Below are 24,594 nucleotides of genomic sequence, written 5' to 3'. Positions count from 1 at the left end.
AAAAAGGATTAAACGGTGCTAAAACAAAGAATAATTACCGCGCTGGTGCTGGTGGCCCTGTTCCTCGGGCTGCTCTTTCTTGCGCCCATGCAGTGGTTTGCAGTGGTGGTCGCAGGTGTCATCCTTCTCGGCGGTTGGGAGTGGGCTAACCTGTCCAATCTCAATCGCGCATTGCGTTTTGTCTTTCTGGCGGCGCTGGGTGTCGCGCTGGTATTTGCTGCCCAGTATGTGTTCGCCATGGATTTCTCCAATCCGGATATCGATCGCGCGCGCCAGATACTGGCGGTGGCCTGCGGTTGGTGGGCCCTGGCATTTCTCTGGGTCCAGGGATATCCCGCCAGTGCCATGCTGTGGGGCAACCGCTGGGCCCGCGGTCTTATTGGCCTGGTGGTCCTGATGCCGGCGTGGTTGTCCGTGGTTATTCTGCGCGGGCTGGATCACGGTGCCTGGCTGGTGCTGTTTGTGGTGGCCATTGTGGTGGCTGCAGATGTGGGTGCCTATTTTGTCGGTCGCAAATTTGGCAAGCACAAGCTTGCCCGTGAGGTCAGCCCGGGGAAGTCCTGGGAAGGCTTTTTCGGCGGTCTGGCGGCTTGCCTGGTGCTTGCGCTGACGGTGTCATACGCGTTTGAGTTGCCACTGAAGAACACGGTGTTGTTCAGTTTCGGAGTTCTGGTGACCGCCCTGGCGTCGGTGATCGGCGACCTGGTGGAGAGCATGTTCAAGCGCCACCGCGGTATCAAGGACAGCAGCCGCATTCTGCCGGGGCACGGCGGTATTCTGGACCGCCTGGACAGCCTCACTGCCGCGCTGCCGGTCTTTACCATGGCCGCGCTTGCCAGTGAGTTGCCCAAATACCTGTAAAACCGCCGGATAATACTGCCGCAGCCCCAATGGCGCCGGCAATTTGCTGCAATTTCAAACTAGATCGTAACGCCCACTCCCGGTGACGCAAGCTGCCGGGAGCGGAGCCCAGAGGTAATCGTTTCCATGCAATCCCCATCCGCACAACAGGTCTGCGTGCTCGGGTCTACCGGTTCCATCGGTGTCAGCACGTTGGACGTGCTCGCCCGTCACCCGGGGCAGTACCAGGTGTATGCTCTGACTGCGCGGGAGCGGATTGCCGAGCTGGCGCAGCAGTGCCGGCGTTTTGTACCGAAGTACGCGGTAGTGCTGGATCCCGCGCGCGCGGCGCAGCTGGAACAGGAGCTCGCGGAAGAGGGCGTTGCCACCGAGGTCCTCAGCGGCGTCGAGGGTCTGTGCCAGGTCGCCAGCGATGCCAGGGTGGATGTGGTCATGGCGGCGATCGTGGGTGCTGCGGGATTGCGGCCGACACTGGCGGCGGTCCAGGCAGGCAAAAAAGTACTGCTGGCGAACAAGGAGTCGCTGGTGATGGCGGGCCCGCTGTTTATGGCCGCACTGGCGCAAAGCCGGGCCAGCCTGCTGCCGATAGACAGTGAACACAACGCGATTTTTCAGTGTCTGCCATACCCCTGTGAGGACCTCGAGCAGGCCGGGGTGGAGAAGATTCTGCTCACCGGGTCCGGTGGGCCTTTCCGCAGCCGGCCGGTAGCGGAGCTGCACGGGGTCACTCCCGAAGAGGCCTGCGCGCACCCGAACTGGTCCATGGGTCGCAAGATCTCTGTGGATTCCGCCACCATGATGAACAAGGGCCTGGAGTTCATCGAGGCCTGTTACCTGTTTCGCGCGGAACCGGCGCAGATCGATATCGTCGTACACCCGCAGAGCATTATCCATTCGATGGTGCAGTACCGCGACGGCTCACTGCTGGCGCAGATGGGCAATCCAGACATGCGCACGCCCATCGCCCACGCGTTGGCCTTCCCGGAGCGTATAGACAGCGGCGTGCCCGCGCTGGACCTGATTGCCCAGGGGCGGCTCGATTTCGAGGCCCCGGATGAAGCGCGCTTCCCCTGTCTGCGACTGGCGCGGGAGGCGATGATCGCCGGCGGCAGCGCCCCGGCGGTGCTGAATGCCGCCAATGAAGTGGCGGTGGCGGCGTTCCTGGACGGTAAGCTGGCATTTACCGAGATTCCCCGGGTGATCGAGGATGTGATGAAATCCGCCCCGGTAGTTGAACTGAGAGACCTGGATGCAGTCGAACTGGCAGACCGGGAAGCGCGCACGCTTGCACAACAGGCCCTGAACCAGGGCGGCGGTGTCGGTACCACTGGTGCCGGCTTTCCCGAATCGAGATCCATGTAAACTGAGCCCATGCTAGATATTTTTCAGACTGCCCTCTGGGCCCTGGTCGCACTGGGAGTCCTGGTAAGTTTTCACGAGTTCGGCCACTTTCTCGTGGCCCGGTTGTGTGGGGTCAAGGTACTGCGTTTCTCCGTGGGCTTCGGCCGGCGCCTGGTTTCGCGCTACGACCGCCACGGCACGGAATTCACCATTTCCGCGATTCCACTTGGCGGCTACGTCAAGATGCTGGATGAGCGGGAAGGGCCGGTAGCGCCGCAGGAGCTGGATCAGGCGTTCAATCGCAAAAGCGTGTGGGCGCGCATGGCCATTGCGGCGGCGGGACCCATCGCCAATTTCCTGCTTGCGATCGTGTTGTTCTGGGGTGTCTTCCTGGGCGGTACGTCGGGGCCGGTACCGGTAGTGGATGAAGTGGAACCCGGCAGTCTGGCGGCCTATGCGGGCCTGGAGCCGGGACAGGAAATTCTGGCGGTGGACGGTCATCCGACGCCCACCTGGCAGGCGCTAAACTGGCAGCTGGCCAAGCGCCTGGGGGATACCGGGGAACTCAAGTTTTCCGCGCGTTACCCGGATTCCGAGTTCGAGTACCACATGTACGCGGATCTCGACCGCTGGCTGGCGGGCAAGGAGGTGCCGGACCCGCTGGCGGAGATCGGAATCAAGCTGTGGGTGCCGGCAGTGAAAATGCAGCTGGCCCAGGTCACCGAAGGCAGTCCCGCGGCCCGCGCGGGGCTGGAAGCGGGCGACGAGATAGTGGGTACAGACGGGCAGGCATTCGATAGCTGGGAGGCCTGGACCGCTTATGTGCGCGGGCGCGCCAACCAGTCAATGGATGTCGCGCTGGTGCGCGACGACCAGCAGCTGACGCTGGCGGTGACGCCGGATGAGGTGGCACTGGACAGCGGAGAGAAGATAGGCCGGATAGGGGTGCTGCCGGTTGCTGCATCCTGGCCGGAGGATATGGTCCGCTCCTACCGCTATGGACCGGTTGCCGCGTTCAGCAAGGGTCTTGAGGAAACCTGGAGTAAAACGGTCTTTACCCTGGAAAGCCTGAAAAAACTGCTGTTCGGGCAGCTCTCGACCAAGAACTTGAGTGGCCCAATCACCATTGCTAAAGTGGCCGGCACTTCAGCGAATGCAGGCTGGCAGTCGTTTCTGTCGCTGCTGGCGCTGCTGAGCATCAGCCTCGGTGTGCTCAACCTGCTGCCCATCCCGGTGCTCGACGGTGGCCACCTTCTTTACTACGGTATTGAGGCAATCAAGGGGTCGCCGGTTTCGGAGCGGGTGCAGATGATCGGCCTGCAGGTGGGGATGGCACTGGTGCTGGGGATCATGGCGCTGGCGCTGTACAACGATATTTTGCGGCTGTAGGCGTCAGGCCCGGCCGTCAACAATTAGCAGGCCCTCGGGCCCGATTGGAATTGCGAATAAAAACTCGGAATTAGTAGATGAAAGATTTCCTGAAAGCGGCTTCGCTCGGTCTGGCTTTGCCGGTTTCCGCCTTTGCCCAGTCGTTTGTCGTCAATGATATTCGCGTCGAAGGACTGCAACGGGTATCCGCCGGTACGGTCTTTGCCGCGCTGCCGGTGCGGGTAGGGGACCAGATTGAAAGCCTGGAAATCCAGAGCGCTACCCGCGCGCTGTTCCGCACAGGTTATTTTCAGGATATCGAAATCGGTCGTGAAAACGGTGTGCTGGTTATCACCGTGCGCGAGCGCCCGGCAATTTCCAAGATCGAGATTACCGGCAACAAGGCGATCAAGACCGAAGACCTGCTCAAAGGCATGAATGACAATGGTCTCGCCGAAGGCCAGATCTTCAAGCGGGCCACCCTCGAGGGGCTTGCTCAGGAATTGCAGCGCCAGTATGTGGCACAGGGCCGCTATGGCGCCAGTGTGAATACCGAAGTCAAGGAGCTGCCGCGCAACCAGGTGGAACTGAAGGTCATCGTTGACGAAGGTTCCGTTGCCGCCATCAAGCATATCAATGTGGTTGGTAACCAGGCGTTTTCAGATGATGAGCTCGCCGAGATTTTTGAGCTGCAGACCACTGGCTGGCTGTCGTGGCTGAACAGCGACGACAAATATTCCCGCGAAAAGCTCACCGGTGACCTCGAGCGCCTTGAGTCCTACTACCTTGACCGCGGTTACCTGGAATTCAAGATCGATTCGACCCAGGTCTCCCTGAGCCCGGACAAGCAAAGTGTATTCATCACCATCAATGTGAATGAAGGCGACGTGTACACCGTGTCCGATGTGGAGCTGGCGGGGGACCCGGTGGTGCCGGAAGAGGAGGTGAAGCGCCTGTTGCTGGTGAGGAAAGGGCAGACCTTTTCCCAGGTACTGATGACCACCACCTCGGATTACATTACCAAGCGCCTTGGCAACGAGGGCTACACCTTTGCCGAGGTGAATGGTATTCCCGAAGCCAATGAGGAAGACAAGACGGTAAAGGTCACCTTCTTCATTGATCCGGGCAAGCGCGCCTACGTTCGCCGGATCAATTTCCGCGGCAACACCCGCACCTCGGATGATGTACTGCGTCGCGAGATGCGCCAGATGGAATCCGCTTCCGCCTCTTCCGCTCGTATTGAACAGTCAAAAGTCCGCCTGGAGCGCCTGGGCTACTTCAAGGAAGTGCAGGTGGAAACCAGCGAGGTTCCCGGTACCTCCGACCAGATTGATGTGGAGTACACGGTAGAGGAACAGCCGTCCGGTACCATCGGTGGCACCGTAGGTTATGCCCAGGGCAGTGGCCTGGTACTGGGTGCCAATGTGCAGGAAAACAACTGGCTCGGCACCGGCAAGTCTGTGGGCTTTGCGGTGAATACTTCCAAATACCAGACCGTAGCCAACTTCTCGTACACGGACCCGTACTTTACGCCCGATGGCGTGAGTCGTGGTTTTAACGTGTTTTACCAGACCCGGGACTACTCGGAGATCAACGTAGCCAGCTATACCACCGACACTTACGGTGCGGGTATCAGCTTCGGTTACCCGATTTCGGAAATTTCTCGCGTCGGTTTGAATGTGGGCTATAACCACCTGTCCATCAATACCGGCCCCTATGCGGTGCAGGAAATCAAGGCCAGCCCGGTTCCGTTCCCGAGCATTGACACCATGATTTCTTCCGATGACCTGCAGGCGGTGACGGATGCGCTAGATAATACGACCACGGAAATTGATCCCGAGACGGGTGAAGAAGTGGAAGTGCCGGATCCCCTACCAATCGATCTGAGCATGCCGGTGGACGACAGCCTGTTGAATACCGACCTGAACGGCTTTATTGACGTCAACGGCGATGATTTTGACATCTTCAGCCTGACCGGTTCCTACGCCAAGTCCACCCTTAACCGGGGCATTCTGGCGACCCGGGGCGCGTCACAGCGGTTGTCGCTGGAATTCGCGCTCCCCGGTGGCGACCTCGAATACTACAAACTGATTTATACCGCCCAGTACTTCCGCCCGCTGACCAGGGACCTGACCCTGCGTCTGCGTACCCGCCTGGGTTATGGTGACGGCTTTGGTGACACACCCGCGCTGCCGTTCTTTGAAAACTTCTTTGGTGGCGGTTTCGGTTCCGTGCGCGGTTTTGAGCGCAATACCCTGGGGCCGCGCTCCACCCCTGCAGAAGCTTATGAACTGAAGACTTCCGCTTGGGTGGATACCAATGGCGACGGTGTGGTCCAAACCGATGAGCTGACATCCTCCTATGTGGTGGATGCGGATACCGGGGAGCTGGTTGCCAACCCGCTGACCTCGAATCGCCGCCCTGATCCGTTCGGCGGTAATATACTGATCGAGGGCAGTGCAGAGGTGATCTTCCCGATTCCGTTCGTGAAGGATCAGCGCTCCATGCAGTCCGCCTTCTTTATCGATGCCGGTAACGTGTTTGATTCCAGCTGTGGTATTTCACAAATCAACTGTTACGATATCGACGCCAGTCACATCAACGTTTCTGCAGGTGTCGGCCTGACATGGATCACCGGCTTCGGCCCGCTGACCTTCAGTCTGGCGAAGGCGCTGCGTGAAAACGAGGATGACGAGATTGAAGTGTTCCAGTTCTCACTGGGTAACAGCTTCTAAGCATTCCCTGGGAAGGGAACATCAGGCGGTCAGTGATCGTCGGGGTATAGGCAGCGAAGTCTGCCGCGTAAAATAAAATAGGTTGCAGGTGTTGCCGGCAACAAACCGAAAGACGGAGATATAACGTGTTCAAATCAGTAAAAATGACCGCAGTTCTGCTGGCCGGCCTGATGTTTTCCGGAATGGCCCTGGCGCAGACCAAAGTGGCCGTAGTGAATTTTCAGGCTGCGATCATGGGCACTGAATTGGCCAAGTCCAAAATCAATGCGCTGAAAACCAGCTCCGAGTATTCCCAGCTGCAGAGCAGTGCAGAAGGCATTCAGGCAGAAATGCAAAAGCTGGCCGATGATGCCAAGAAAAATGGCGTTACCTGGTCAGACGAAAAGAAGGCCGAGCAGCAGCGTAAAATGAATTTCAAGCGCTCTGATCTCGAGACTGCGATCAAAAAGCTGCGCGCAATGGAAGGTCAGGCCGTTCAGGAAATCCAGAAGGCCATGGTGCCGAAAGCCAAGGCAGCCATGGAAGAAGTGATCAAAGAGCGCAAGCTCGACCTGGTGCTGGATGCGAATACCGCGGTATTTGCCGGGCCGAGTACTGACCTGACCGGAGAAGTAGTCAAGCGTATGAACGCTGCCAAGTAACCCCGGCAGATTCTACGGAAAATCTATGAGCGAACAGCCAACACTGGCGCAGTTGGCTGAGAAGCTGGGTGCAGAATTGCGCCTGGCTTCGGGCGCCAGCGCCGCGCAAGTTCCCAGCGGTCTCAATACCTTGCAGGATGCTGGTGACAGCGAAGTCAGTTTTCTCGCCAGTGCCAATTACCGGCGCCACCTGAACGGGACCCGAGCCTGTGCGGTGCTGGTGACAGCGGATATGGCAGACGCCTGCCCGGTATCGGCGCTGGTTGTCTCCAACCCCTACCTCGCATTTGCCGAAGCCACGGCAATCTACGACCTGTCCCCCGTTTACCCGTTGGGCATCGCACCGACAGCTTCAGTGCACCCCGATGCGGATGTCCACGAGACTGCCCATGTGGGGCCCGGCGCGGTGATTGAGGCGGATGTGCGGATAGGTGCCGGTGCCTCTATCGGCGCGGGTAGTTTTGTCGGGCAGGGTTCTGAAATCGGAGCCCGCAGCCGGCTCTACCCGAATGTCGTGGTCTATCATGGTTGCTTTATCGGTGCAGACTGCATCGTGCACAGCAACACCGTAATCGGTGGCGATGGATTCGGCTTTGCCCCGCACCAGAAGCAATGGGTCAAGATCCATCAGCTGGGCGGTGTGGAAATTGGCGATGAAGTGGAAATCGGAGCCTGCACCTGTATTGATCGCGGTGCCCTGGGCAATACCGTCATCGGTCGCGGTGTGAAGATCGACAATATGGTACAAATCGCGCACAATGTGCGAATTGGTGACTACACAGCCATGGCAGCCTGTTCGGCGGTAGCGGGCAGTGCCACAATTGGAAAACACTGCACTATCGCCGGTGGCGCGGGTATTGTCGGACACATTGTGGTGGCAGACTCCAGCCATGTAACCGCGCGAACCCTGGTGACCAAGTCCATTGAGGTGCCGGGTTCCTACTCCAGCGGGACGCCGTTTTCAGACAGCCGGTCCTGGCGGCGCAATGCAGTCCGCTATGGTCAGCTGGATCAGATGGCTCGTCGCCTGAAGGAGATCGAGCGGCAGCTGCAGGCGCCAGGTGGCGGAGAGGATGACGCCTGAGTGCGGCCCGCAGGGCAGGGTAGTCGGTTTTATACAGTTTCATTTAGTTGTTTTCGGGGCGTTACGGCGCCCCGAAGTGGTTTCTGGGGATAATTCGTCATGATGGACGTTCGGGAAATTCGTCAATATCTGCCACATCGCTATCCGTTTCTTCTGGTTGACCGGGTTGTCGAGCTGGAAGAGGGAAAGTTTATCAATGGGTACAAAAACATCTCCGTAAACGAGGAGGTGTTCAATGGCCACTTCCCCGAAATGCCGATCTTTCCGGGCGTGATGATCGTTGAGGCGCTGGCCCAGGTGTCGGGGATTCTCGGCTTCAAAACCCTGGGGCAAAAGCCCGAAGATGGCTATCTGTACCTGTTTGCCGGCATCGACAATGTCCGCTTCAAGCGCCAGGTGGTCCCGGGAGATCGCCTCGACCTGCACTCCGAGGTGGTATCCGAGCGCCGTGGAATCTGGAAGTTCGCCGGCAAGGCGACTGTGGACGGCGAGCTGGCGGCTTCCGTGGATATTCTCTGTGCAGTGAAGAAAGTCTAACCCGGGTCTTTGTGACCTGTTTGATACTCTTATTCTTGAACCGGGATTAAAGTACCTGCGCCCGTGTGTCTGCCGGCGAGGAGTAAGTTACAGAATGCAAACCAGGATACACCCGACCGCCATTGTCGACAGCTCGGCAAAAATTGGCGAGGGGGTACAGATCGGGCCATATTCGGTCGTCGGTGCGGATGTTGAAATCGGAGACGGTTGTGAAATCGCTTCGCACGTCGTACTGAGTGGGCCGACCAGGCTGGGTAAGAACAACCGCATCTACCAGTTCGCCACTGTGGGCCAGGATACCCCGGATAAAAAATATCAGGGGGAGCCCACGACTCTTATCGTTGGTGACAACAATGTCATCCGCGAAGGGGTAACCATTCACCGCGGCACCGTTCAGGACCGTGGCGAGACCATCATTGGCAACGACAACCTGCTTATGGCCTATGCGCATATCGGCCACGACAGTGTGATCGGCAACCATACGATTCTGGTCAACAATGTGGCCCTGGCGGGCCACGTGCTGGTGAAGGACTGGGCGATCCTCAGCGGTTTCAGCATGGTCCATCAGTACTGCACCATCGGTGAACACGCGTTTACCGGTATGGGAGCCGGCATTGGCAAGGATGTTCCCGCTTACGTGATGGTGGCGGGCAACCCCGCCGAGGCGAAGACCATCAATGCGGAGGGGTTGCGCCGGCGTGGATTTACCCGCGAAGAAATCTCCCTGATCAACAAGGCCTATAAAATTGTCTATCGCCGCGGACTGACCACCGATGAAGCGCTGGAGTCGTTGAAGGTTTTGCGTGAAGAATCTCACGTGGTGCAGCCCTGGATTGACTCCCTGACAACTTCCACCCGCGGTATCGTCCGCTGAGGTAATCTGGTGGCGGATCGAAAATCTGTATTGCGTGTCGGCATGCTCGCCGGTGAAGCTTCCGGAGATATTCTCGGCGCGGGGCTGATTGCGGCGCTGCAGAAGCGCTTTGAGAGCATTGAGGTGGTCGGGATTGCCGGGCCGCGCATGCAGGCCCTGGGTGCTCGATCCCTGTTCCCGATGGAGCGCCTGTCTGTAATGGGGCTGGTCGAGCCCCTCAAGCGGCTTCCCGAGCTGCTGAAAATTCGCCGCAACCTGCGGCTCCACTTTCTCGAAAATCCCCCCGATGTATTTATTGGCATCGACTCCCCGGATTTTAATCTCGGACTGGAAGAAGCACTGAAGGCTGCGGGAATCCCCACGGTGCACTACGTTAGCCCTTCGGTCTGGGCCTGGCGGCAGGGGCGTATCAAGAAAATTGCCCGCGCAGTGGATCATATGCTGACACTGCTGCCGTTCGAGGCGGACTTCTATCGCGAGCACCAGGTGCCGGTAACCTTTGTGGGCCATCCGCTCGCTGACGATATTCCGCTGGAAGTGGATGTGGCCGCGGCGCGCCATAAGCTCGGGCTTTCTTCCTCGGACGAGGTGGTGGCGCTGTTGCCGGGCAGTCGCGGCGGCGAAGTGCGCTTGCTCGGCCCTCTGTTCCTGCAGGCGGCAAACTGGTGCCACCAGCGGCGACCGGAGTTGAAGTTTGTGCTGCCGGCCGCCAACGCCGAGCGGCGGCAACAGATCGAGTCGCAGCTCGTGGCAATAGCCGGGGCGGAGACGCTGCCGGTAACCGTGCTCGACGGGGATTCGCAAACTGCCCTCGCCGCTGCCGATGCGGTTTTGATCGCCTCCGGAACCGCCACGCTGGAAACCATGTTGATGGGCAAGCCGATGGTGGTGGCCTACAAGATGGCGACATTGTCCTACGCCATTTTTTCCCGCATGTTGCACACCCCCTGGGTGTCCCTGCCAAACCTGTTGGCGCAGAAGGAACTGGTGCCCGAAATCCTCCAGGACGACGCGACGCCGGAAGCGCTGGGGGCGGCAATACTGCGCTATTTCGATGACCCGCTGTTGCACGACCAGTTGCGGCGGGCGTTCAGCGAGTTGCACCAGGAGTTGCGCCGGGATGCTTCCGAGCGGGCCGCGGAAGCGATCTGCCGCCTGCTGGATGCCCGTGCGACAGATCAATAAACTGATTTTTACCAAGCGAAGTGCATGAGCAATAAGAAGTCGTTACCGCCCTATGTGTGCCCCTATGCCGGTGAGTTGCTGGCCGGTGTGGATGAAGTGGGGCGGGGGCCGCTGGCTGGCGATGTGGTGGCGGCCGCGGTAATCCTGCACCCGCAGCGTCCCATTGAAGGTCTGGCGGATTCGAAAAAGCTTTCAGAGAAAAAGCGCGAGGCGCTGTTCGATGAAATCCGGGAAAAGGCCTGGTCCTTTGCCGTCGCCCGCGCGACGGTGGAAGAAATCGACCGGCTGAATATTCTCCATGCCAGTCTGCTGGCGATGCACCGCGCGGTCGAGCAGTTATCACTGCAACCCGAGTTTGTACTGGTGGACGGGAACCGCAAGCCGCAATGGAATTACGCTTGCGATACGGTGGTCAAGGGAGATGACCGCGTGGCGGCTATCGCCGCCGCGTCCATTCTCGCCAAGGTAACCCGGGACCGGGAAATGGTGGAGCTGGACCAGCGCTATCCGGGGTACGGGTTGGCGGAGCACAAGGGCTACCCCACCAAGGTGCATATGGAGGCGCTGGAGAGGCTCGGGGCGAGCCCGGTACACCGCAGGAGTTTCGCGCCGGTAAAGCGGCAGCTGGAGTTGATCTGAAGCGGGTGCTGGCCGGAGCCTAGCCGCGCATTTTCTTGATGCGCGCGCTGGTAATCATCTTGTCGGACACGGCCACTATTTCGATCAGGTAGCTGCCCAGATAGAGACTGATATTGCCTTCCGGGATGCTTTCCAGGTGTTCCATTACCAGGCCGTTAAATGTTTTTGGCCCGTCGGTGGGCAGGTCCCAGTGCAGTGTGCGATTAATTTCGCGGATTGAGGTCCCGCCATCCACCAGATACCAGTCGTCTTCCTGGGCAACGATTTCCTCGTCGTCGCTGGGTACCGGGCTGGCGGTAAAGTCGCCAACGATCTCTTCCAGCAGATCTTCCAGGGTTACGATCCCCATTACCTCACCGTATTCATCCACCACCAGGCCCATGCGGCGCTTCTTCTGCTGGAAATTCATCAGCAGGGTGGGGAGGGGGGTTGCCTCCGGTACGAAATAGGGCTCGTTGAGGTGGGCCTTGAGGGTGTCCGCGGTGAGTGTTTCCGGGCCATCGCGCAGGATCTGTGCCGCGCGTCGCAGGTGCAGGATACCGACCACCTGGTTGATATCGCCGCGGTAAACCGGCAGCCGGGTGAAGCTGCTCTCGGCGAGCTGTTTCAGGATGTCTTCCGCGGAGTTGTCCAGGTCCACCCCGACCACTTCATTGCGGGGAATCATGATGTCTTCCACCGTGGCCTGGTCCAGATCCAGCACGTTGAGCAGCATGCCCTTGTGCTTGGTGGGGAGCAGGGCGCCGGACTCGAACACCACGGTGCGCAGTTCTTCGGGCGCCAAGTGCTCCGCTTCCGATTCCTTTCCCGCTTCGACGCCCACAAGGCGGGCCAGCGCATTGGATATGCTGCCAACGAACCACACGAACGGAGTGAGTAGCCACAGCAATGGCTGCAGTATCCAGCTTGCGGGAAAGGCCACCTTCTCGGGGTGGAGGGCGGCAATGGTTTTCGGTGTGACCTCGGCGAAAATCAGCACCACCAGGGTCAGTGCTGCGGTTGCGTACAGCACGCCGGCTTCGCCGTAGAGGCGGGTGAACACCGCGGTGGCAATGGCGGTGGCGAGAATGTTGACCAGATTGTTTCCGATAAGGATCGCGCCGATCAGCTTGTCCGGTCGGGACAGCAGCTCCATCGAGCGTTTGGCGCCTTTGTGGCCACTTTTGGCCTGGTGTCGCAGGCGGTAGCGGTTCAGCGCCATCATGCTGGTTTCGGAGCTGGAAAAGAAGGCGGAAATGACTATCAGCAGGCCTATCAGTGCAAACAATAGGCCGGGCGGTATCTCGTTCAAGGGGGAACTCTTTTCAAGGAAACAGGGCGATATTGGAACAGAATGTCGCGGCCCGCAAGTTGCGGGCGGTCAGTTCCGGTGCAGGATGACTTCCAGTGCCAGTTTGCTGCCGAAAAACGCCAGCAGCAGCACGGCGAAAGCGCTGAGGGTCCAGCGTACCGCGGTATTGCCGCGCCAGCCTTTTTTCCAGTGTCCCCACAGCAGGATGCTGTAGAGCACCCACGCCAGTATGGAGAGTGCGGATTTATGCACCAGGTGCTGGGCGAACATGTCTTCCATAAACAGGGCGCCGGTAATCAGCGCGGCGGTGAGCAGCAGTTGGCCGAATGTGATCAGGCCGAACAGCAGGCTCTCCATGGTCTGCAAAGGGGGCAGAAAGCGGCTGATGCCGGATGGCTGGTGGTTGTGCAGTTGCTGGTTGAGCCAGTAGAGGTACAGTGCCTGTAAGGTGGCCAGTGTCAGCAGCGAATAGGCGGAGATCGACAGTAGTGCGTGTGCGGCGATCCCCGGGGACAGTTGCTGGCGCGGCGATACACTACCCCAGGCATGCACGGCTGCCAGTTCGGCGAGGGCTGCCAGGGGTGCCGCCGCCAGAATCAGCAGGGTGAGCTGGTGGCGTCGGGAAAGGATCAGCAATAGCAGGGTGACCGTCCAGGCAATCAGGGAAAGCATGGCCAGCAGGTCAAAGCGGAACCCGTCGTCCGCGAACAGGACGTACTTGAGTGAGATGCCGTGGGCGATGACCGCGCAGGTGAGAAGGCCCGGTAACAGTATCCTGCCGGGTTGCTGGTGGCGAACGAGTGCCATTGCCGCTGCTACAGTAGTGGCTATATAGAGTGCTATTGCCGTCCAGTGGGCGAGCGCCGCCATTGATTCTTCCATCATTTATTCTCGTGGCGGGGAGTTTGTCACAGCGCGCCGGCGCTGGAAAGGGCGGTATTGTCCACCCTTGCGGCAGATTGCGATCAGCGCCCGACAAATCGCCGCCGGTGGGATATACTGCCGCGTTTTCCGGGCCCTGGGCCCGCGTCAGCCATCCACAATGCGATTGAGAAGGTGATATGTTCGATAACCTGAGCGACCGTTTATCGTCGGCCCTGAAGAAGGTCACGGGCAAGGCGCGTCTGACGGATGACAATATTCGCGACACCCTGCGCGAAGTGCGCAAGGCGCTGCTGGAGGCCGACGTGGCCCTGCCGGTGGTCAAGGCGTTTGTTCAGCAGGTGCGTACCGCCGCGGTGGGCCAGAAGGTCAGCAAGGCGCTCAATCCGGGTCAGCAATTTGTCAAAATCGTACAGGACGAGCTGGTCAAGGTAATGGGCGAGGCGGCGACGCCGCTCAACCTGGCGGTGCAGCCCCCTGCGGTCATCCTGATGGCGGGCCTGCAGGGTGCCGGTAAAACCACCAGCGTTGCCAAGCTCGCCAAGTACCTGCAGGAGCGGGAAAAGAAAAAGGTGATGGTGGTCAGTGCCGACGTCTACCGTCCCGCAGCCATCAAACAGCTGGAGACTCTGGCCGGCGAGGTGGGGGCCCTGTTCCACCCCTCGCAGCCGGACCAGAAGCCGCTGGCTATCGCCCAGGGCGCACTGGAAGCGGCGCGCAAGCAATTCGCCGACGTTTTGATTGTGGATACCGCTGGCCGCTTGCATATCGACGACCAGCTGATGGACGAGATCCGCGAGCTGCACGGTGCGATCAATCCGGCGGAAACCCTGTTCGTGATCGACGCCATGATCGGTCAGGATGCGGTGAATACCGCCAGCGCCTTCAATGATGCGCTGCCGCTGACCGGTGTCATTCTCACCAAGGCTGACGGTGACGCTCGCGGTGGTGCGGCGCTGTCTGTGCGCCATGTGACTGGCAAGCCAATCAAATTTATCGGTGTTGGTGAAAAAACCGATGCCCTGGAAACCTTCCACCCGGACCGTATCGCGTCGCGGATTCTCGGTATGGGCGACATCCTGTCGCTGATCGAGCAGGCCGAGCAGACCATCGACAAGTCCAAGGCGGAAAAGCTGGTCAAAAAGGTCCAGAAGGGCAAGGGGTTCGACTTGGAAGATCTGCGCGATCAGTTGCAGCAGATGCAGAATATGGGTGGCCTGGGTGCGCTGATGGACAAGATGCCGGGTATGGGCGGTCTCGCACAGGCCGCGCAACAGGCGGACATGGGCAAGGAGTTTCGCCGCATGGACGCCATGATCAGCTCCATGACTCCGGAGGAGCGCCGCAATCCCGAGCTGCTCAACGGCTCCCGCAAGCGCCGCATTACCATGGGGTCGGGTACCCAGATCCAGGACCTGAACCGCCTGCTCAAGCAGCACAAGCAGATGGGCAAGATGATGAAAAAGCTCAAGGGCGGCGGCATGGGCAAGCTGATGCGCGGCATGGGCGGGCTGCCCGGTATGGGCGGCGGCGCCGGTGGCATGGGTGGTCTCGGTGGCATGCCCGGTGGCCTGCCACCCGGTTTCCGCAAAAAATAAGCGTTTTTGGCGGGCGGTTGGCGGCCGGGAAAAGTGGCATTTGCCGGGGTAAAACTGGCGCTATACAAACCCAGGTGCGTACATTAGAATACGCCGCCTTTCAGCGGGCCTCTAGCATATGCATCGCATATCTCCCGGGGTCGGCTGGTAATTGATTTAAAAGCAGATTTTGCCTCTGGCGGAATCTGTATTACCGCCGAGAGGCGGAAATTTCACCGGTCAGCAAGTGTGACCGGTTAGTGTTGAAACTACAGGATAGCTACATGGTAACCATTCGTTTGGCTCGTGGTGGTGCGAAGAAGCGCCCGTTTTATCACCTGACTGTGACCGACAGCCGCAAATCCCGCGACGGTCGTTTCATCGAGCGCGTGGGTTTCTTCAACCCGGTTGCCCGCGGTCAGGAAGAGCGTCTGCGCGTTGATCGCGAGCGCGTCGAGTACTGGGTAGGCCAAGGCGCCCAGGTATCCGACCGCGTCAGCAAGCTGCTGAAAGAATCTGCCTGATTCGAAACGTCGGAATCTGACCGGGGGTACGCCTGTGACTGAGACAACAGCGAATTCGCTGGTTACCGTCGGGCGCATTACCTCGGTTTATGGTGTCCGGGGCTGGGTCAAGGTGCATTCCTATACCGAGCCTATGGACAACATTCTGCAGTTTTCCCCGTGGCAACTGCAGGGGCCGGATGGCCAAACCTGGCAGACGATAGAAATTGATGAGGGTAAAAGGCACGGCAAGGGCCTGATTGTCCACATCAAGGGGGTCGATGATCGCGATCTGGCTGCACAGTACTGTCAGCGGGATATTGCCGTTTCCGGCAGCGAATTGCCGTCGCTGGACGAGGGCGAGTACTACTGGCACCAATTGCAGGGTCTGCAGGTGGTGAGTCAGTACGAAGGCCGCGAATACCGTTTCGGTCAGGTGCAGCGGATGATGGAAACCGGTGCCAACGACGTCATGGTGGTGCGGGGCGGAGATGACGGGCGCGAGCGCCTGATTCCCTATCTGCCCGGCGAGTACATCACCGATGTCGACCTGGATACCGGTGTCATTACCGTTTGCTGGGACCCGGAATTCTGATGGTGGCCAAGCGCATTGCGCTGGTAAGCATCTTTCCGGAGATGTTTGCCGCACTGACCGACTACGGCATCAGTGGTCGGGCGGTAAAAGACGGCCTGCTTGAAGTGCGCTGCTGGAACCCGCGGGATTACACCAGCGACCGCCACCGCACGGTAGACGACCGCCCTTACGGCGGTGGGCCGGGCATGGTGATGCTTGCGGAGCCGCTGTCCCAGGCGCTTACCGACGCGCGCCAGTGGGCAGAAGAGACCGGCACTGCGCGCACCATCTATCTGTCCCCGCAGGGGCGACAGCTGGATCAGGGCGGTGTCGAGCAGCTGGCGGACGCCGGCAACCTGGTGTTGCTGGCCGGTCGTTACGAGGGGATTGACGAGCGTATCGTCGAAACCCTGATCGATGAAGAGTGGTCCATTGGTGACTATGTCCTGAGTGGTGGCGAGCTCGCCGCCATGGTGATGGTGGATGCGATTACCCGCCTGATACCCGGGGCGCTCGGTCACAATCAGTCTGCGGTAGAGGATTCCTTTGCTCAGGGGCTGCTGGACTGCCCGCACTATACCCGCCCGGAGAATTATCAGGGCAGGGTGGTTCCGGAGGTTTTGCTTTCCGGGAACCACGAAAGAATTCGCCTCTGGCGCCTCAAGCAGGCACTGGGGCGCACATACCAGCGCCGCCCGGACTTGCTGAGCGAGCTGGCGCTGACACCGGAACAGTCGCGACTGCTGCAAGAGTTTCTGCAGGAGCGGGATTCCGGGGAACAGAATTAATATCGGATTCGCCGCGAGGCGTGAGTAATCCGGTGATCTAGCCGTGAGGCTACACAAACCCTTTTGGAGAACTCCAAATGACCAACAAAATCATCCAGCAGCTGGAACAGGAACAGCTGAAAGCAGAACTGCCGACTTTTGCCCCGGGCGACACCGTTGTCGTACAGGTAAAGGTAAAAGAAGGTAACCGCGAGCGTCTGCAGGCGTTTGAAGGTGTTGTTATCGGCAAGCGCAACCGCGGCCTGAACTCCTCCTTCACTGTGCGCAAGATCTCTCACGGTGTTGGTGTTGAGCGTACCTTCCAGACTCACAGCCCGCTGGTTGACAGCGTTTCTGTGAAGCGTCGCGGTGACGTACGTCAGGCCAAGCTGTACTACCTGCGCAGCCTCACTGGTAAGGCGGCACGTATCAAGGAAAAGCTCAACTGAGTTTTCTCCTGCAAGAAAAACCGGAGCCTGGCTCCGGTTTTTTTATGCCTGCTGAAAATGCGCGCCGCACATACCGGCGCCAGTGGCCTGTGGTTTAATGCGGATATGAAGCAAATACCTCCCCACGCACACCTGTTGACCGCCTGGCTGGATATGCTCTGGGCCGAGCGCGGTGCCAGCGAGCATACGCGGGCCGCTTACGGCCGCGACCTGAATGCATTTGCAGCCTATTGCGCGGAATGCAGCCGGGATCTGCTGGCGGTGGGGCGTGAAGATGTGCTTGCGTACCTGGGCGGGCGGCATGCCGCAGGGCATTCCGCGCGGTCCAGTGCGCGGGCACTGGCGGCGATGCGCAGCTTTTATCGCTACTGCCTGCGCCAGCGCCTAATCGACCGGGATCCGGTGGCGCTGGTGGAGAACCCCAAGTTGCCCAAACCCCTGCCCAAATCCCTGTCTGAGCAGGATGTGGAGCAGCTGTTGGCGGCGCCGGATACGGACACCGCGATCGGATTGCGGGACAAGGCCATGCTGGAGCTGCTGTACGCCTGTGGGCTGCGCGTCAGTGAGCTGGTGGGGCTGCGCATGTCTCAGGTGAACCTGCGGCAAGGCGTGGTCAGGGTTTTCGGCAAGGGGCGCAAGGAGCGCCTGGTTCCCATGGGGCAGGCGGCGGAGACCTGGTTGCAGCGCTATTTTTCCCTCGCTCGCCCGCAGCTGTTACCACCGGGGGAGAGTGACGCCTGCTTCCCCGGGCGCAGTGGCGACCCGATGACCCGGCAGACGTTCTGGCACCGGATCAAGCACTGGGCGGCTGTGGCCGGCATCGACAAGCCATTGTCGCCCCACACCTTGCGGCACGCCTTTGCTACCCATCTGCTCAACCACGGTGCCGACCTGCGGGTAGTACAGTTGCTGCTGGGGCATACAGACCTGTCCACCACCCAGATCTATACCCAGGTGGCCCGGGCGCGGTTGCAGGCGTTGCATTCGGAACACCATCCACGGGGCTGATGGCTCAACGGTTCCGGCAGGTTGGCAAGGGGGCTGTCAGGTGGTAAAACACGACGTATCGCGGCCCTCCGACGCAGAATGCTGCCATACTGGGCAGGAACCAGTGGCGGCCCTCGGGGTCGAATCATCGAATAATCTGGAGTACACAGGATCATGACCTCAATTTTCCGGCCGCTGGCCGCAGTAGCCGCCGCAGCGCTGATGTCGCTGGGGCAGTCGGCGGTGGCCGATGTGGACACGGCGGTGGCCAAGCAGATCAAGGCCAAGCTCGCTGCCGGCAACCCCCGGGCAACAATTGGCGAAGTGCGCGAGAGCCCGGTTAGCGGTCTCTATGAGGTGGAAGTGGACGGTGGCAACGTGCTGTACGTTTCCGCAGACGGCGGTCACTTTATTGCCGGTGACCTGTATCAGGTGCAGTCCAAACAGGTGGTGAACCTGTCGGAACAGCGCCGCACCCGTCAGCGTGCTGCGGTCATGGATCAGCAGGACCTGGGTGACATGATTGTGTTTTCACCCAAGGGGGAAACCAAGGCCCATATATACGTGTTTACCGATGTGGACTGCGGCTACTGCCGCAAGCTGCACAACGATGTGCCGGAGCTAAACCGCCGTGGCATCGAGGTGCGTTACCTGGCGTTTCCCCGCGCGGGCCTGAACTCCCAGGGATATCGCAAAATCGCCACCGCCTGGTGTGCGGACGATCGCAATGCGACCCTTACCAAGCTCAAGAACCGGGAGAGTGTTGCGCTGAACGTGTGCAAGAACAACCCGGTAGCCGCGCAGTACAAGCTGGGTAACGAGGTGATCGATGTGCGCGGTACCCCGACCATCGTGATGGAAGACGGTACCGTTGTGCCCGGATACCTGCCACCGGAAACCCTGGTAAAAGCCCTGGGTATTTGATGGAAGTGGGTATCTGATGGAAAGAGGCCGGCCCTGTGGCCGGCCTTTTAGTTTCTGAGGAAATTGGTTTCCGCAGAGCGCATCTCGATGCGCTGATCCCCGCAAAGCAACACTTCTCCCGCCGCATCCGCGGTCCATCATTATCGGTGCACTGCCTAATTACTGATCATCGCGCGCAATTTTATTGACAATTTCACTAATATCTCAGTAAGGTTGTCGACCTTTTTTCGATTTATCCGCCAGTTATTGCGCTGTAATCAAAATATTCATGCGCGGAGGGAAGTTGTGAGCGCATTCGCCGACGAGGCCACTCAGGTCAACCAATCATCTTCAATTTCACCTGCGGCCGGTGCGCCGGCGGTACGTATTGGTATCTGCGGTCTTGGAACCGTAGGTAGTGGTACGGTCAACGTGATGACGCGCAATGCGCAGGAAATTGCCGCACGCTGCGGGCGCCCGGTGGAAATTACCCAGGTCGGTGCGCGCCGGGATAACCCGGCCTGCGATACCAGCGGCTTCAATGTCACGCGTGAGATCTTCGATGTCGCTACCAACCCGGATGTGGATATTCTGGTGGAGCTGATTGGCGGTACCACCGTGGCCAGGGAGCTCGTTCTCGCGGCCATCGCCAATGGCAAGCACGTTGTCACCGCAAACAAGGCCCTGATCGCCGAACACGGCAACGAACTGTTCGCGGCGGCGGCGGAACAGGGGGTGACCATTGCCTACGAGGCCGCGGTTGCCGGTGGAATCCCGATCATCAAATCCCTGCGCGAAGGGCTGGTTGGCAATCGCATTCAGTGGCTGGCAGGTATCATCAACGGTACCGGCAATTACATTCTCACCGAGATGCGCGACAAGGGACGCAGCTTCGATGAGGCACTGGCACAGGCGCAGGCCCTGGGCTATGCAGAGGCCGACCCGACCTTCGATGTGGAGGGGATCGACGCAGCCCACAAACTGGTCATCATGGCGTCCCTGGCCTTCGGTATGCCGCTGGCTTTCGACAAGGTATATACGGAAGGCATCAGCGGAATTTGCAAAGAAGATATCCGCTATGCCGACGAACTGGGTTACCGGATCAAGCACCTGGGTATTGCCCGCCGCACCGGGGCGGGTGTCGAACTACGGGTGCACCCGACCCTGATTCCCCAGCGCCGTCTGATCGCCAATGTCAACGGCGTAATGAATGCGGTGCTGGTGAATGGCGATGCGGTGGGGCCCACTCTCTACTACGGTGCCGGTGCCGGCGCCGAAGCCACGGCTTCTGCGGTGATTGCGGATATCGTCGATGTGGCGCGGACCCTCAACGTGCGTCCGGATCAGCGGGTGCCGCTGGCCGGGGTGACCCAGGATCGTCAGGGTGATCTGGATGACGTATTGCCCATGAGCGAAGCGGAAACCAGCTATTACATGCGTATTTCGGCATTCGACAAGCCGGGTGTCATGTCCCAGGTGGCGACCATCTGCAGCAACCAGGGAATCAGCATCGAGGCCCTGATCCAGCACGAGCCGGCGGAGGACGAAGAGCTGGTGCCGGTGGTGCTACTTACCAGTCGTGCCAAAGAGGCCCAGTTGCAGGAAGCGGTTTCCCAGATCGAAGCCCTGGACAGCATTCAGGGCCCGGTTGTCCGCATCCGCGTGGAACCGCTGGGCTGATCTGACCCGCTTACTTTTCCGATGGCGGGAGCACTTCGGTGTGCCCGCCACCCACTGTCTCCGAACAAGAACCCGAATCACCGTGAAATTTATCAGTACCCGCGGCCGCGCGCCGTCTCTCAGCTTTGCCGATACCGTTTTGACCGGGCTGGCCAGCGATGGTGGCCTGTATGTTCCGGAAACCCTGCCGCAATTCACTCGCGAGGAAATCGCGGAAATGGCGGGGCTCAGTTACCAGGAACTGGCATTTCGCATCATGTGGCCGTTTGTGGCGGAAGACCTGACGCAAGACGAGATGCGGGGCATTATTGATCGCGCCTACGCGAGCTTCCGTCACCAGGCGATTGCGCCGCTGGTGCAGACTGCCCACAACGAATGGGTACTGGAACTGTTCCAGGGGCCGACCCTGGCGTTCAAGGACTTTGCGCTGCAGTTTCTCGGCCAGCTGTTCGACTTGCTGTTGAAAAAGCGCGGCGAGAAGGTCGTGGTCCTGGGGGCGACCTCCGGCGACACCGGTTCAGCGGCAATCGAAGGCTGCCGCCACTGCGAGAACATCGATATTTTCATTCTGCATCCGCACAACCGGGTCTCCGAAGTGCAGCGCAAGCAGATGACCACGGTGCTGTCCGACAACGTGTTTAATATTGCCCTCGAAGGCAACTTCGATGACTGCCAGAACATGGTTAAAGCCAGTTTTGCCGACCAGTCATTCCTGCCGGATGGGCGCCGCCTGGTGGCGGTGAATTCGATCAACTGGGCGCGGATCATGGCCCAGATCGTGTACTACTTCTACGCCGCCCTGAGCCTGGGCGCGCCGCACCGGGCGGTGAACTTCTCGGTACCCACGGGCAACTTCGGCGATATCTTCGCCGGTTACCTGGCGCGGGGCATGGGCCTGCCGATTAACCAGCTGGTGATCGCCACCAATGCCAACGATATTCTGCACCGCTGTATCAGTGCCAACGACCACTCGCCGCAGCCACTGGTGCACAGCCTGTCGCCGAGTATGGATATCATGGTGTCGAGCAACTTCGAGCGCCTGCTGTTCGACCTCTACGGTCGCAACGGCTCTGCCATCGCCGAGCTGCTGGCGGACCGCAGCGCCCCCCTGAAACTCGACGAAGGGGCGCTGGACAAGGCGCGGACCCTGTTCGCCTCCGAGCGTGTGGATGACGCGCGCACCGTGGAGGTGATTCGCGAAGTCTTCGAAGCCACCGAATACCTGCTGGACCCCCATACCGCAATCGGTGTGGAAGCCGCGCGCCGGGCGCGCAAGTCACAGGCCGAGCCCATGGTCTGCCTGGCCACCGCGCACCCCGCCAAGTTCAGCGAGGCAGTGGACAAGGCGCTGCCCGGTACCCGGGTGCCGCTGCCCCATCACATGCAGGACCTGATGGCGCGGGAAGAGCGGTTACAAGTGCTGCCGAACGCGCTCTCCGCAGTACACGATTTTATCTCCAGCACTCTGGGTTGAGATCGCCCGGTAGAGCTGGGTTAGAATAGCGTTTTGCCGGCACTGCGTCGGCCGAACAGGAACTAATCAAGCGACCGGATGCGATGAACGCGATCATTCGACGGCGGCCAGTGGATTTGTCCACTGGCCGTTTTGCTTCCAATACACCGGAAATCCTGCAGCGAGTGCTGTTGGGGCGCGGTGTGACCAGTGACCAGGAGCTGGATCACCGGCTTGCCCGGCTGCACAGTCCCGAGTCCATGCGCGGGGTAGACGCGGCAGTGGCGTTGCTGGTGGAAGCGGTGCGGTCCCAGCACAAGATCCTCATTGTCGGGGACTTTGATGCGGACGGCGCCACCAGCAGTACCCTCGCGGTACTGGCGCTGGGAGCACTGGGCGCGGGGCCGGTGGACTATCTGGTGCCGAACCGCTTCGAATTTGGCTACGGGCTGACACCGGAAATTGTCGAGGTTGCGCGCGAGTACCAGCCGGACCTGCTGATCACCGTAGACAATGGCATCAGCAGTATCGATGGTGTCGCTGCCGCTCGCGCCGCCGGGCTCAAGGTTATCGTTACCGACCACCATCTTCCCGGCAGCGAGTTGCCGCAGGCGGATGCCATCGTCAACCCCAACCAGCCGGACTGCGAATTCCCGAGTAAAAACCTCGCCGGCGTCGGGGTGATTTTTTATCTCCTGAGCCGGCTGCGTACCGCGCTGCAGGCGTCGGGCTGGTTTGACGAGACCGGGATCAGTGCGCCGAATATGGCCGAATACCTCGATCTGGTTGCCCTGGGCACCGTCGCCGACCTGGTACCGCTGGACCACAATAACCGGGTGCTGGTGCATCAGGGTATTGCGCGTATCCGCGCCGGGCGCTGCCGCCCCGGAATTCAGGCGCTGATGGACGTCGCCGGGCGCGACCTGACCCGGCTCTCCACCACGGATATCGGGTTTATCCTCGGTCCCCGTATCAATGCCGCCGGGCGCCTGGACGACATCGGCACCGGTATCCGCTGCCTGCTGACGCGGGACCCGCAGGAGGCCCGCGAGCTGGCCTCCGAGCTGGACGGCCTCAACCGCGACCGCAAGGCGATCGAGGCCGGAATGCAGCGGGAAGCGATGGCGGCACTGGAGCAGCTGCAGATCGGCGGCGATGAACTGCCCTGGAGCCTGTGCCTGTACGACGCCGCCTGGCACCAGGGGGTGGTGGGCATTCTCGCCAGTCGTATCAAGGAAAAATTCCACCGCCCGGTCATCGCCTTTGCCGACGGTGACAACAGCCTTATTAAAGGTTCTGCGCGCTCCATTCCCGGACTGCACATTCGCGATGCCCTGAGTGATGTGGCGGCTGCGCATCCGCACCTGATTACCAAGTTTGGCGGTCACGCCATGGCGGCGGGGCTCAGTCTGCCGGCAGAAAATCTGTCGGCATTCACCGATGCATTCGAGGCTGCGGTGCGCAATCGCCTGTCGGAGTCCCAGCTGCAGGCAGTAATTGATTCCGATGGCGAGTTGCAGCCGCAGGAATTTTCCATGGATACCGCAGCGCAATTGCGCGCCTGCGCACCCTGGGGGCAGGCGTTTCCGGAACCCCAGTTCGATGGTGAATTCCTGTTGCTGCAGCAGCGGATTGTTGGGGAAAAGCACCTGAAAATGGTGGTCGCACCAGTGGCTGAGCCGCAGCGTGCCCTGGATGCCATTGCATTCAATATTGATACGGATTTCTGGCCGGCACAGGTGGAACGGGTGCATCTGGCGTTCAAACTCGATATCAACGAGTTTCGTGGCAGGCAGTCGCTGCAGTTGATGGTTTCCCATTTGCAGCCAGTTGCTGAAGTTTAATTAAGTAGTTTGTCCTTTCTGCGAAGGTGACGATACCGGGTGCAGCCTTGCGAGACCTTCTAAAACAGGGATGTTTTAGAAGAGCCCCCAGGGATGGGTTCACGGCGTGTCTCGCAAGGCTGCACCCGGTAGCGGCACCGCCACGAATTTGTTTCGTGAAATGGTCGGGCTGGGAAGCATTTTTTTGAGGTAACAATTAATGAATCGCAAACAGGTTCAGGCGGAAGTATTGCTGTTGCTGGCGGCACTGTTCTGGGGGCTCGCATTTGTGCCGCAGAAAATCGCCATGGAGCATATCGAGCCGCTGGCGTTTAACGCCTGGCGATTTTTTCTGGGTGGTCTGATTCTGGTTCCGCTGGTTTACTGGCTTGCGTCGCGCCGGGATATGCAGCCGGGGGAAGAGGGTGGGGCGACCGTGC

General features: G+C 59.9%; 23 protein-coding genes. 21 read left to right on the top strand and 2 right to left on the bottom strand.

Annotated features, from left to right (window positions below; all coding sequences use genetic code 11):
• The first annotated feature begins 15 nt into the window (after window positions 1-15).
• The 10 genes from QZ511_RS06940 (at window position 16) to rnhB (ending at window position 11,265) form a co-directional block, all read left to right on the top strand.
• The gene (locus tag QZ511_RS06940) at window positions 16-861 is read left to right on the top strand and encodes a phosphatidate cytidylyltransferase (RefSeq protein WP_295800966.1); all 846 of its coding nucleotides are present in this window, start codon (window positions 16-18) and stop codon (window positions 859-861) included.
• 126 nt (window positions 862-987) lie between these two features.
• Window positions 988-2,223 carry a 1-deoxy-D-xylulose-5-phosphate reductoisomerase gene (gene ispC / locus QZ511_RS06935; RefSeq protein WP_295800963.1) on the top strand — a complete coding sequence of 412 codons (1,236 nt, stop codon included), beginning with the start codon at window positions 988-990 and terminating at the stop codon, window positions 2,221-2,223.
• Window positions 2,224-2,232: 9 nt separating this feature from the next.
• Window positions 2,233-3,591 (top strand): RIP metalloprotease RseP, encoded by a 1,359-nt coding sequence (gene rseP / locus QZ511_RS06930; protein WP_295800961.1) that lies wholly within the window; start codon window positions 2,233-2,235, stop codon window positions 3,589-3,591.
• A 77-nt stretch (window positions 3,592-3,668) separates the two neighbouring features.
• On the top strand, window positions 3,669-6,305 hold the full coding sequence (gene bamA / locus QZ511_RS06925) for an outer membrane protein assembly factor BamA (RefSeq protein ID WP_295800958.1): 2,637 nt from the start codon (window positions 3,669-3,671) through the stop codon (window positions 6,303-6,305).
• 125 nt (window positions 6,306-6,430) lie between these two features.
• Complete coding sequence (locus QZ511_RS06920) at window positions 6,431-6,946, top strand: OmpH family outer membrane protein (protein WP_295800952.1); 516 nt, start codon at window positions 6,431-6,433, stop codon at window positions 6,944-6,946.
• Window positions 6,947-6,971: 25 nt separating this feature from the next.
• Complete coding sequence (lpxD, locus tag QZ511_RS06915; protein ID WP_295800949.1) at window positions 6,972-8,030, top strand: UDP-3-O-(3-hydroxymyristoyl)glucosamine N-acyltransferase; 1,059 nt, start codon at window positions 6,972-6,974, stop codon at window positions 8,028-8,030.
• 99 nt (window positions 8,031-8,129) lie between these two features.
• Entirely contained in the window at window positions 8,130-8,567 is a 438-nt protein-coding gene (gene fabZ, locus QZ511_RS06910) for a 3-hydroxyacyl-ACP dehydratase FabZ (RefSeq protein ID WP_295800944.1), read from the top strand.
• Window positions 8,568-8,661: 94 nt separating this feature from the next.
• Window positions 8,662-9,441 (top strand): acyl-ACP--UDP-N-acetylglucosamine O-acyltransferase, encoded by a 780-nt coding sequence (lpxA, locus tag QZ511_RS06905; protein WP_295800941.1) that lies wholly within the window; start codon window positions 8,662-8,664, stop codon window positions 9,439-9,441.
• 42 nt (window positions 9,442-9,483) lie between these two features.
• A complete protein-coding gene (gene lpxB, locus QZ511_RS06900) occupies window positions 9,484-10,626 on the top strand; it encodes a lipid-A-disaccharide synthase (protein WP_295800996.1) in 1,143 nt (380 codons plus the stop codon).
• A gap of 24 nt (window positions 10,627-10,650) precedes the next feature.
• On the top strand, window positions 10,651-11,265 hold the full coding sequence (gene rnhB, locus QZ511_RS06895) for a ribonuclease HII (protein WP_295800938.1): 615 nt from the start codon (window positions 10,651-10,653) through the stop codon (window positions 11,263-11,265).
• 19 nt (window positions 11,266-11,284) lie between these two features.
• Here rnhB and QZ511_RS06890 read toward each other — a convergent pair whose 3' ends face one another.
• Window positions 11,285-12,556: an HlyC/CorC family transporter gene (locus QZ511_RS06890; protein ID WP_295800936.1), complete on the bottom strand. Its 1,272-nt coding sequence runs from the start codon at window positions 12,554-12,556 to the stop codon at window positions 11,285-11,287.
• A gap of 69 nt (window positions 12,557-12,625) precedes the next feature.
• The gene (ccsA, locus tag QZ511_RS06885) at window positions 12,626-13,441 is read right to left on the bottom strand and encodes a cytochrome c biogenesis protein CcsA (RefSeq protein ID WP_295800933.1); all 816 of its coding nucleotides are present in this window, start codon (window positions 13,439-13,441) and stop codon (window positions 12,626-12,628) included.
• A 176-nt stretch (window positions 13,442-13,617) separates the two neighbouring features.
• On the opposite strand from ccsA, the gene ffh reads away from it, so the two are divergent.
• The 11 genes from ffh to QZ511_RS06830 all read left to right on the top strand — a co-directional run.
• Window positions 13,618-15,036 (top strand): signal recognition particle protein, encoded by a 1,419-nt coding sequence (gene ffh / locus QZ511_RS06880; RefSeq protein WP_295800929.1) that lies wholly within the window; start codon window positions 13,618-13,620, stop codon window positions 15,034-15,036.
• A gap of 263 nt (window positions 15,037-15,299) precedes the next feature.
• Complete coding sequence (rpsP, locus tag QZ511_RS06875) at window positions 15,300-15,539, top strand: 30S ribosomal protein S16 (RefSeq protein ID WP_073271637.1); 240 nt, start codon at window positions 15,300-15,302, stop codon at window positions 15,537-15,539.
• A gap of 34 nt (window positions 15,540-15,573) precedes the next feature.
• Complete coding sequence (gene rimM, locus QZ511_RS06870; RefSeq protein ID WP_295800921.1) at window positions 15,574-16,113, top strand: ribosome maturation factor RimM; 540 nt, start codon at window positions 15,574-15,576, stop codon at window positions 16,111-16,113.
• Window positions 16,113-16,880 carry a tRNA (guanosine(37)-N1)-methyltransferase TrmD gene (gene trmD, locus QZ511_RS06865; RefSeq protein WP_295800918.1) on the top strand — a complete coding sequence of 256 codons (768 nt, stop codon included), beginning with the start codon at window positions 16,113-16,115 and terminating at the stop codon, window positions 16,878-16,880. The genes rimM and trmD overlap by 1 nt, the downstream gene beginning before the upstream one ends.
• Before the next feature lie 77 nt (window positions 16,881-16,957).
• Window positions 16,958-17,308, top strand: a complete 351-nt coding sequence (gene rplS / locus QZ511_RS06860; RefSeq protein ID WP_295800916.1) for a 50S ribosomal protein L19 — start codon at window positions 16,958-16,960, stop codon at window positions 17,306-17,308.
• A gap of 114 nt (window positions 17,309-17,422) precedes the next feature.
• Window positions 17,423-18,316 (top strand): site-specific tyrosine recombinase XerD, encoded by an 894-nt coding sequence (xerD, locus tag QZ511_RS06855; protein ID WP_366935625.1) that lies wholly within the window; start codon window positions 17,423-17,425, stop codon window positions 18,314-18,316.
• A 153-nt stretch (window positions 18,317-18,469) separates the two neighbouring features.
• Window positions 18,470-19,219, top strand: a complete 750-nt coding sequence (locus tag QZ511_RS06850) for a DsbC family protein (RefSeq protein ID WP_295800910.1) — start codon at window positions 18,470-18,472, stop codon at window positions 19,217-19,219.
• 333 nt (window positions 19,220-19,552) lie between these two features.
• Window positions 19,553-20,878 carry a homoserine dehydrogenase gene (locus QZ511_RS06845; protein WP_295800994.1) on the top strand — a complete coding sequence of 442 codons (1,326 nt, stop codon included), beginning with the start codon at window positions 19,553-19,555 and terminating at the stop codon, window positions 20,876-20,878.
• 82 nt (window positions 20,879-20,960) lie between these two features.
• Window positions 20,961-22,352 carry a threonine synthase gene (thrC, locus tag QZ511_RS06840; protein WP_295800907.1) on the top strand — a complete coding sequence of 464 codons (1,392 nt, stop codon included), beginning with the start codon at window positions 20,961-20,963 and terminating at the stop codon, window positions 22,350-22,352.
• Between the two features lie 83 nt (window positions 22,353-22,435).
• Window positions 22,436-24,175 carry a single-stranded-DNA-specific exonuclease RecJ gene (gene recJ, locus QZ511_RS06835; RefSeq protein WP_295800905.1) on the top strand — a complete coding sequence of 580 codons (1,740 nt, stop codon included), beginning with the start codon at window positions 22,436-22,438 and terminating at the stop codon, window positions 24,173-24,175.
• 199 nt (window positions 24,176-24,374) lie between these two features.
• Window positions 24,375-24,594: EamA family transporter (locus QZ511_RS06830; RefSeq protein ID WP_295800901.1), on the top strand; the 220-nt coding region annotated here is incomplete at its 3' end.

Origin of the sequence: uncultured Microbulbifer sp. (genome assembly GCF_913055755.1) — a bacterium.
GTDB lineage: Bacteria > Pseudomonadota > Gammaproteobacteria > Pseudomonadales > Cellvibrionaceae > Microbulbifer.
This window is presented reverse-complemented; position numbering and strand designations above follow the sequence as displayed.

What these genes read in the sequence shown, in the direction of transcription:
- ispC (WP_295800963.1), top strand. Translation starts at nt 988, where the DNA reads ATGCAATCCCCATCCGCACAACAGGTCTGCGTGCTCGGGTCTACCGGT.
- rseP (WP_295800961.1), top strand. Translation starts at nt 2,233, where the DNA reads ATGCTAGATATTTTTCAGACTGCCCTCTGGGCCCTGGTCGCACTGGGA.
- bamA (WP_295800958.1), top strand. Translation starts at nt 3,669, where the DNA reads ATGAAAGATTTCCTGAAAGCGGCTTCGCTCGGTCTGGCTTTGCCGGTT.
- lpxD (WP_295800949.1), top strand. Translation starts at nt 6,972, where the DNA reads ATGAGCGAACAGCCAACACTGGCGCAGTTGGCTGAGAAGCTGGGTGCA.
- fabZ (WP_295800944.1), top strand. Translation starts at nt 8,130, where the DNA reads ATGATGGACGTTCGGGAAATTCGTCAATATCTGCCACATCGCTATCCG.
- lpxA (WP_295800941.1), top strand. Translation starts at nt 8,662, where the DNA reads ATGCAAACCAGGATACACCCGACCGCCATTGTCGACAGCTCGGCAAAA.
- lpxB (WP_295800996.1), top strand. Translation starts at nt 9,484, where the DNA reads ATGCTCGCCGGTGAAGCTTCCGGAGATATTCTCGGCGCGGGGCTGATT.
- rnhB (WP_295800938.1), top strand. Translation starts at nt 10,651, where the DNA reads ATGAGCAATAAGAAGTCGTTACCGCCCTATGTGTGCCCCTATGCCGGT.
- ccsA (WP_295800933.1), bottom strand. Translation starts at nt 13,441, where the DNA reads ATGATGGAAGAATCAATGGCGGCGCTCGCCCACTGGACGGCAATAGCA.
- ffh (WP_295800929.1), top strand. Translation starts at nt 13,618, where the DNA reads ATGTTCGATAACCTGAGCGACCGTTTATCGTCGGCCCTGAAGAAGGTC.
- rpsP (WP_073271637.1), top strand. Translation starts at nt 15,300, where the DNA reads ATGGTAACCATTCGTTTGGCTCGTGGTGGTGCGAAGAAGCGCCCGTTT.
- trmD (WP_295800918.1), top strand. Translation starts at nt 16,113, where the DNA reads ATGGTGGCCAAGCGCATTGCGCTGGTAAGCATCTTTCCGGAGATGTTT.
- rplS (WP_295800916.1), top strand. Translation starts at nt 16,958, where the DNA reads ATGACCAACAAAATCATCCAGCAGCTGGAACAGGAACAGCTGAAAGCA.
- QZ511_RS06850 (WP_295800910.1), top strand. Translation starts at nt 18,470, where the DNA reads ATGACCTCAATTTTCCGGCCGCTGGCCGCAGTAGCCGCCGCAGCGCTG.
- recJ (WP_295800905.1), top strand. Translation starts at nt 22,436, where the DNA reads ATGAACGCGATCATTCGACGGCGGCCAGTGGATTTGTCCACTGGCCGT.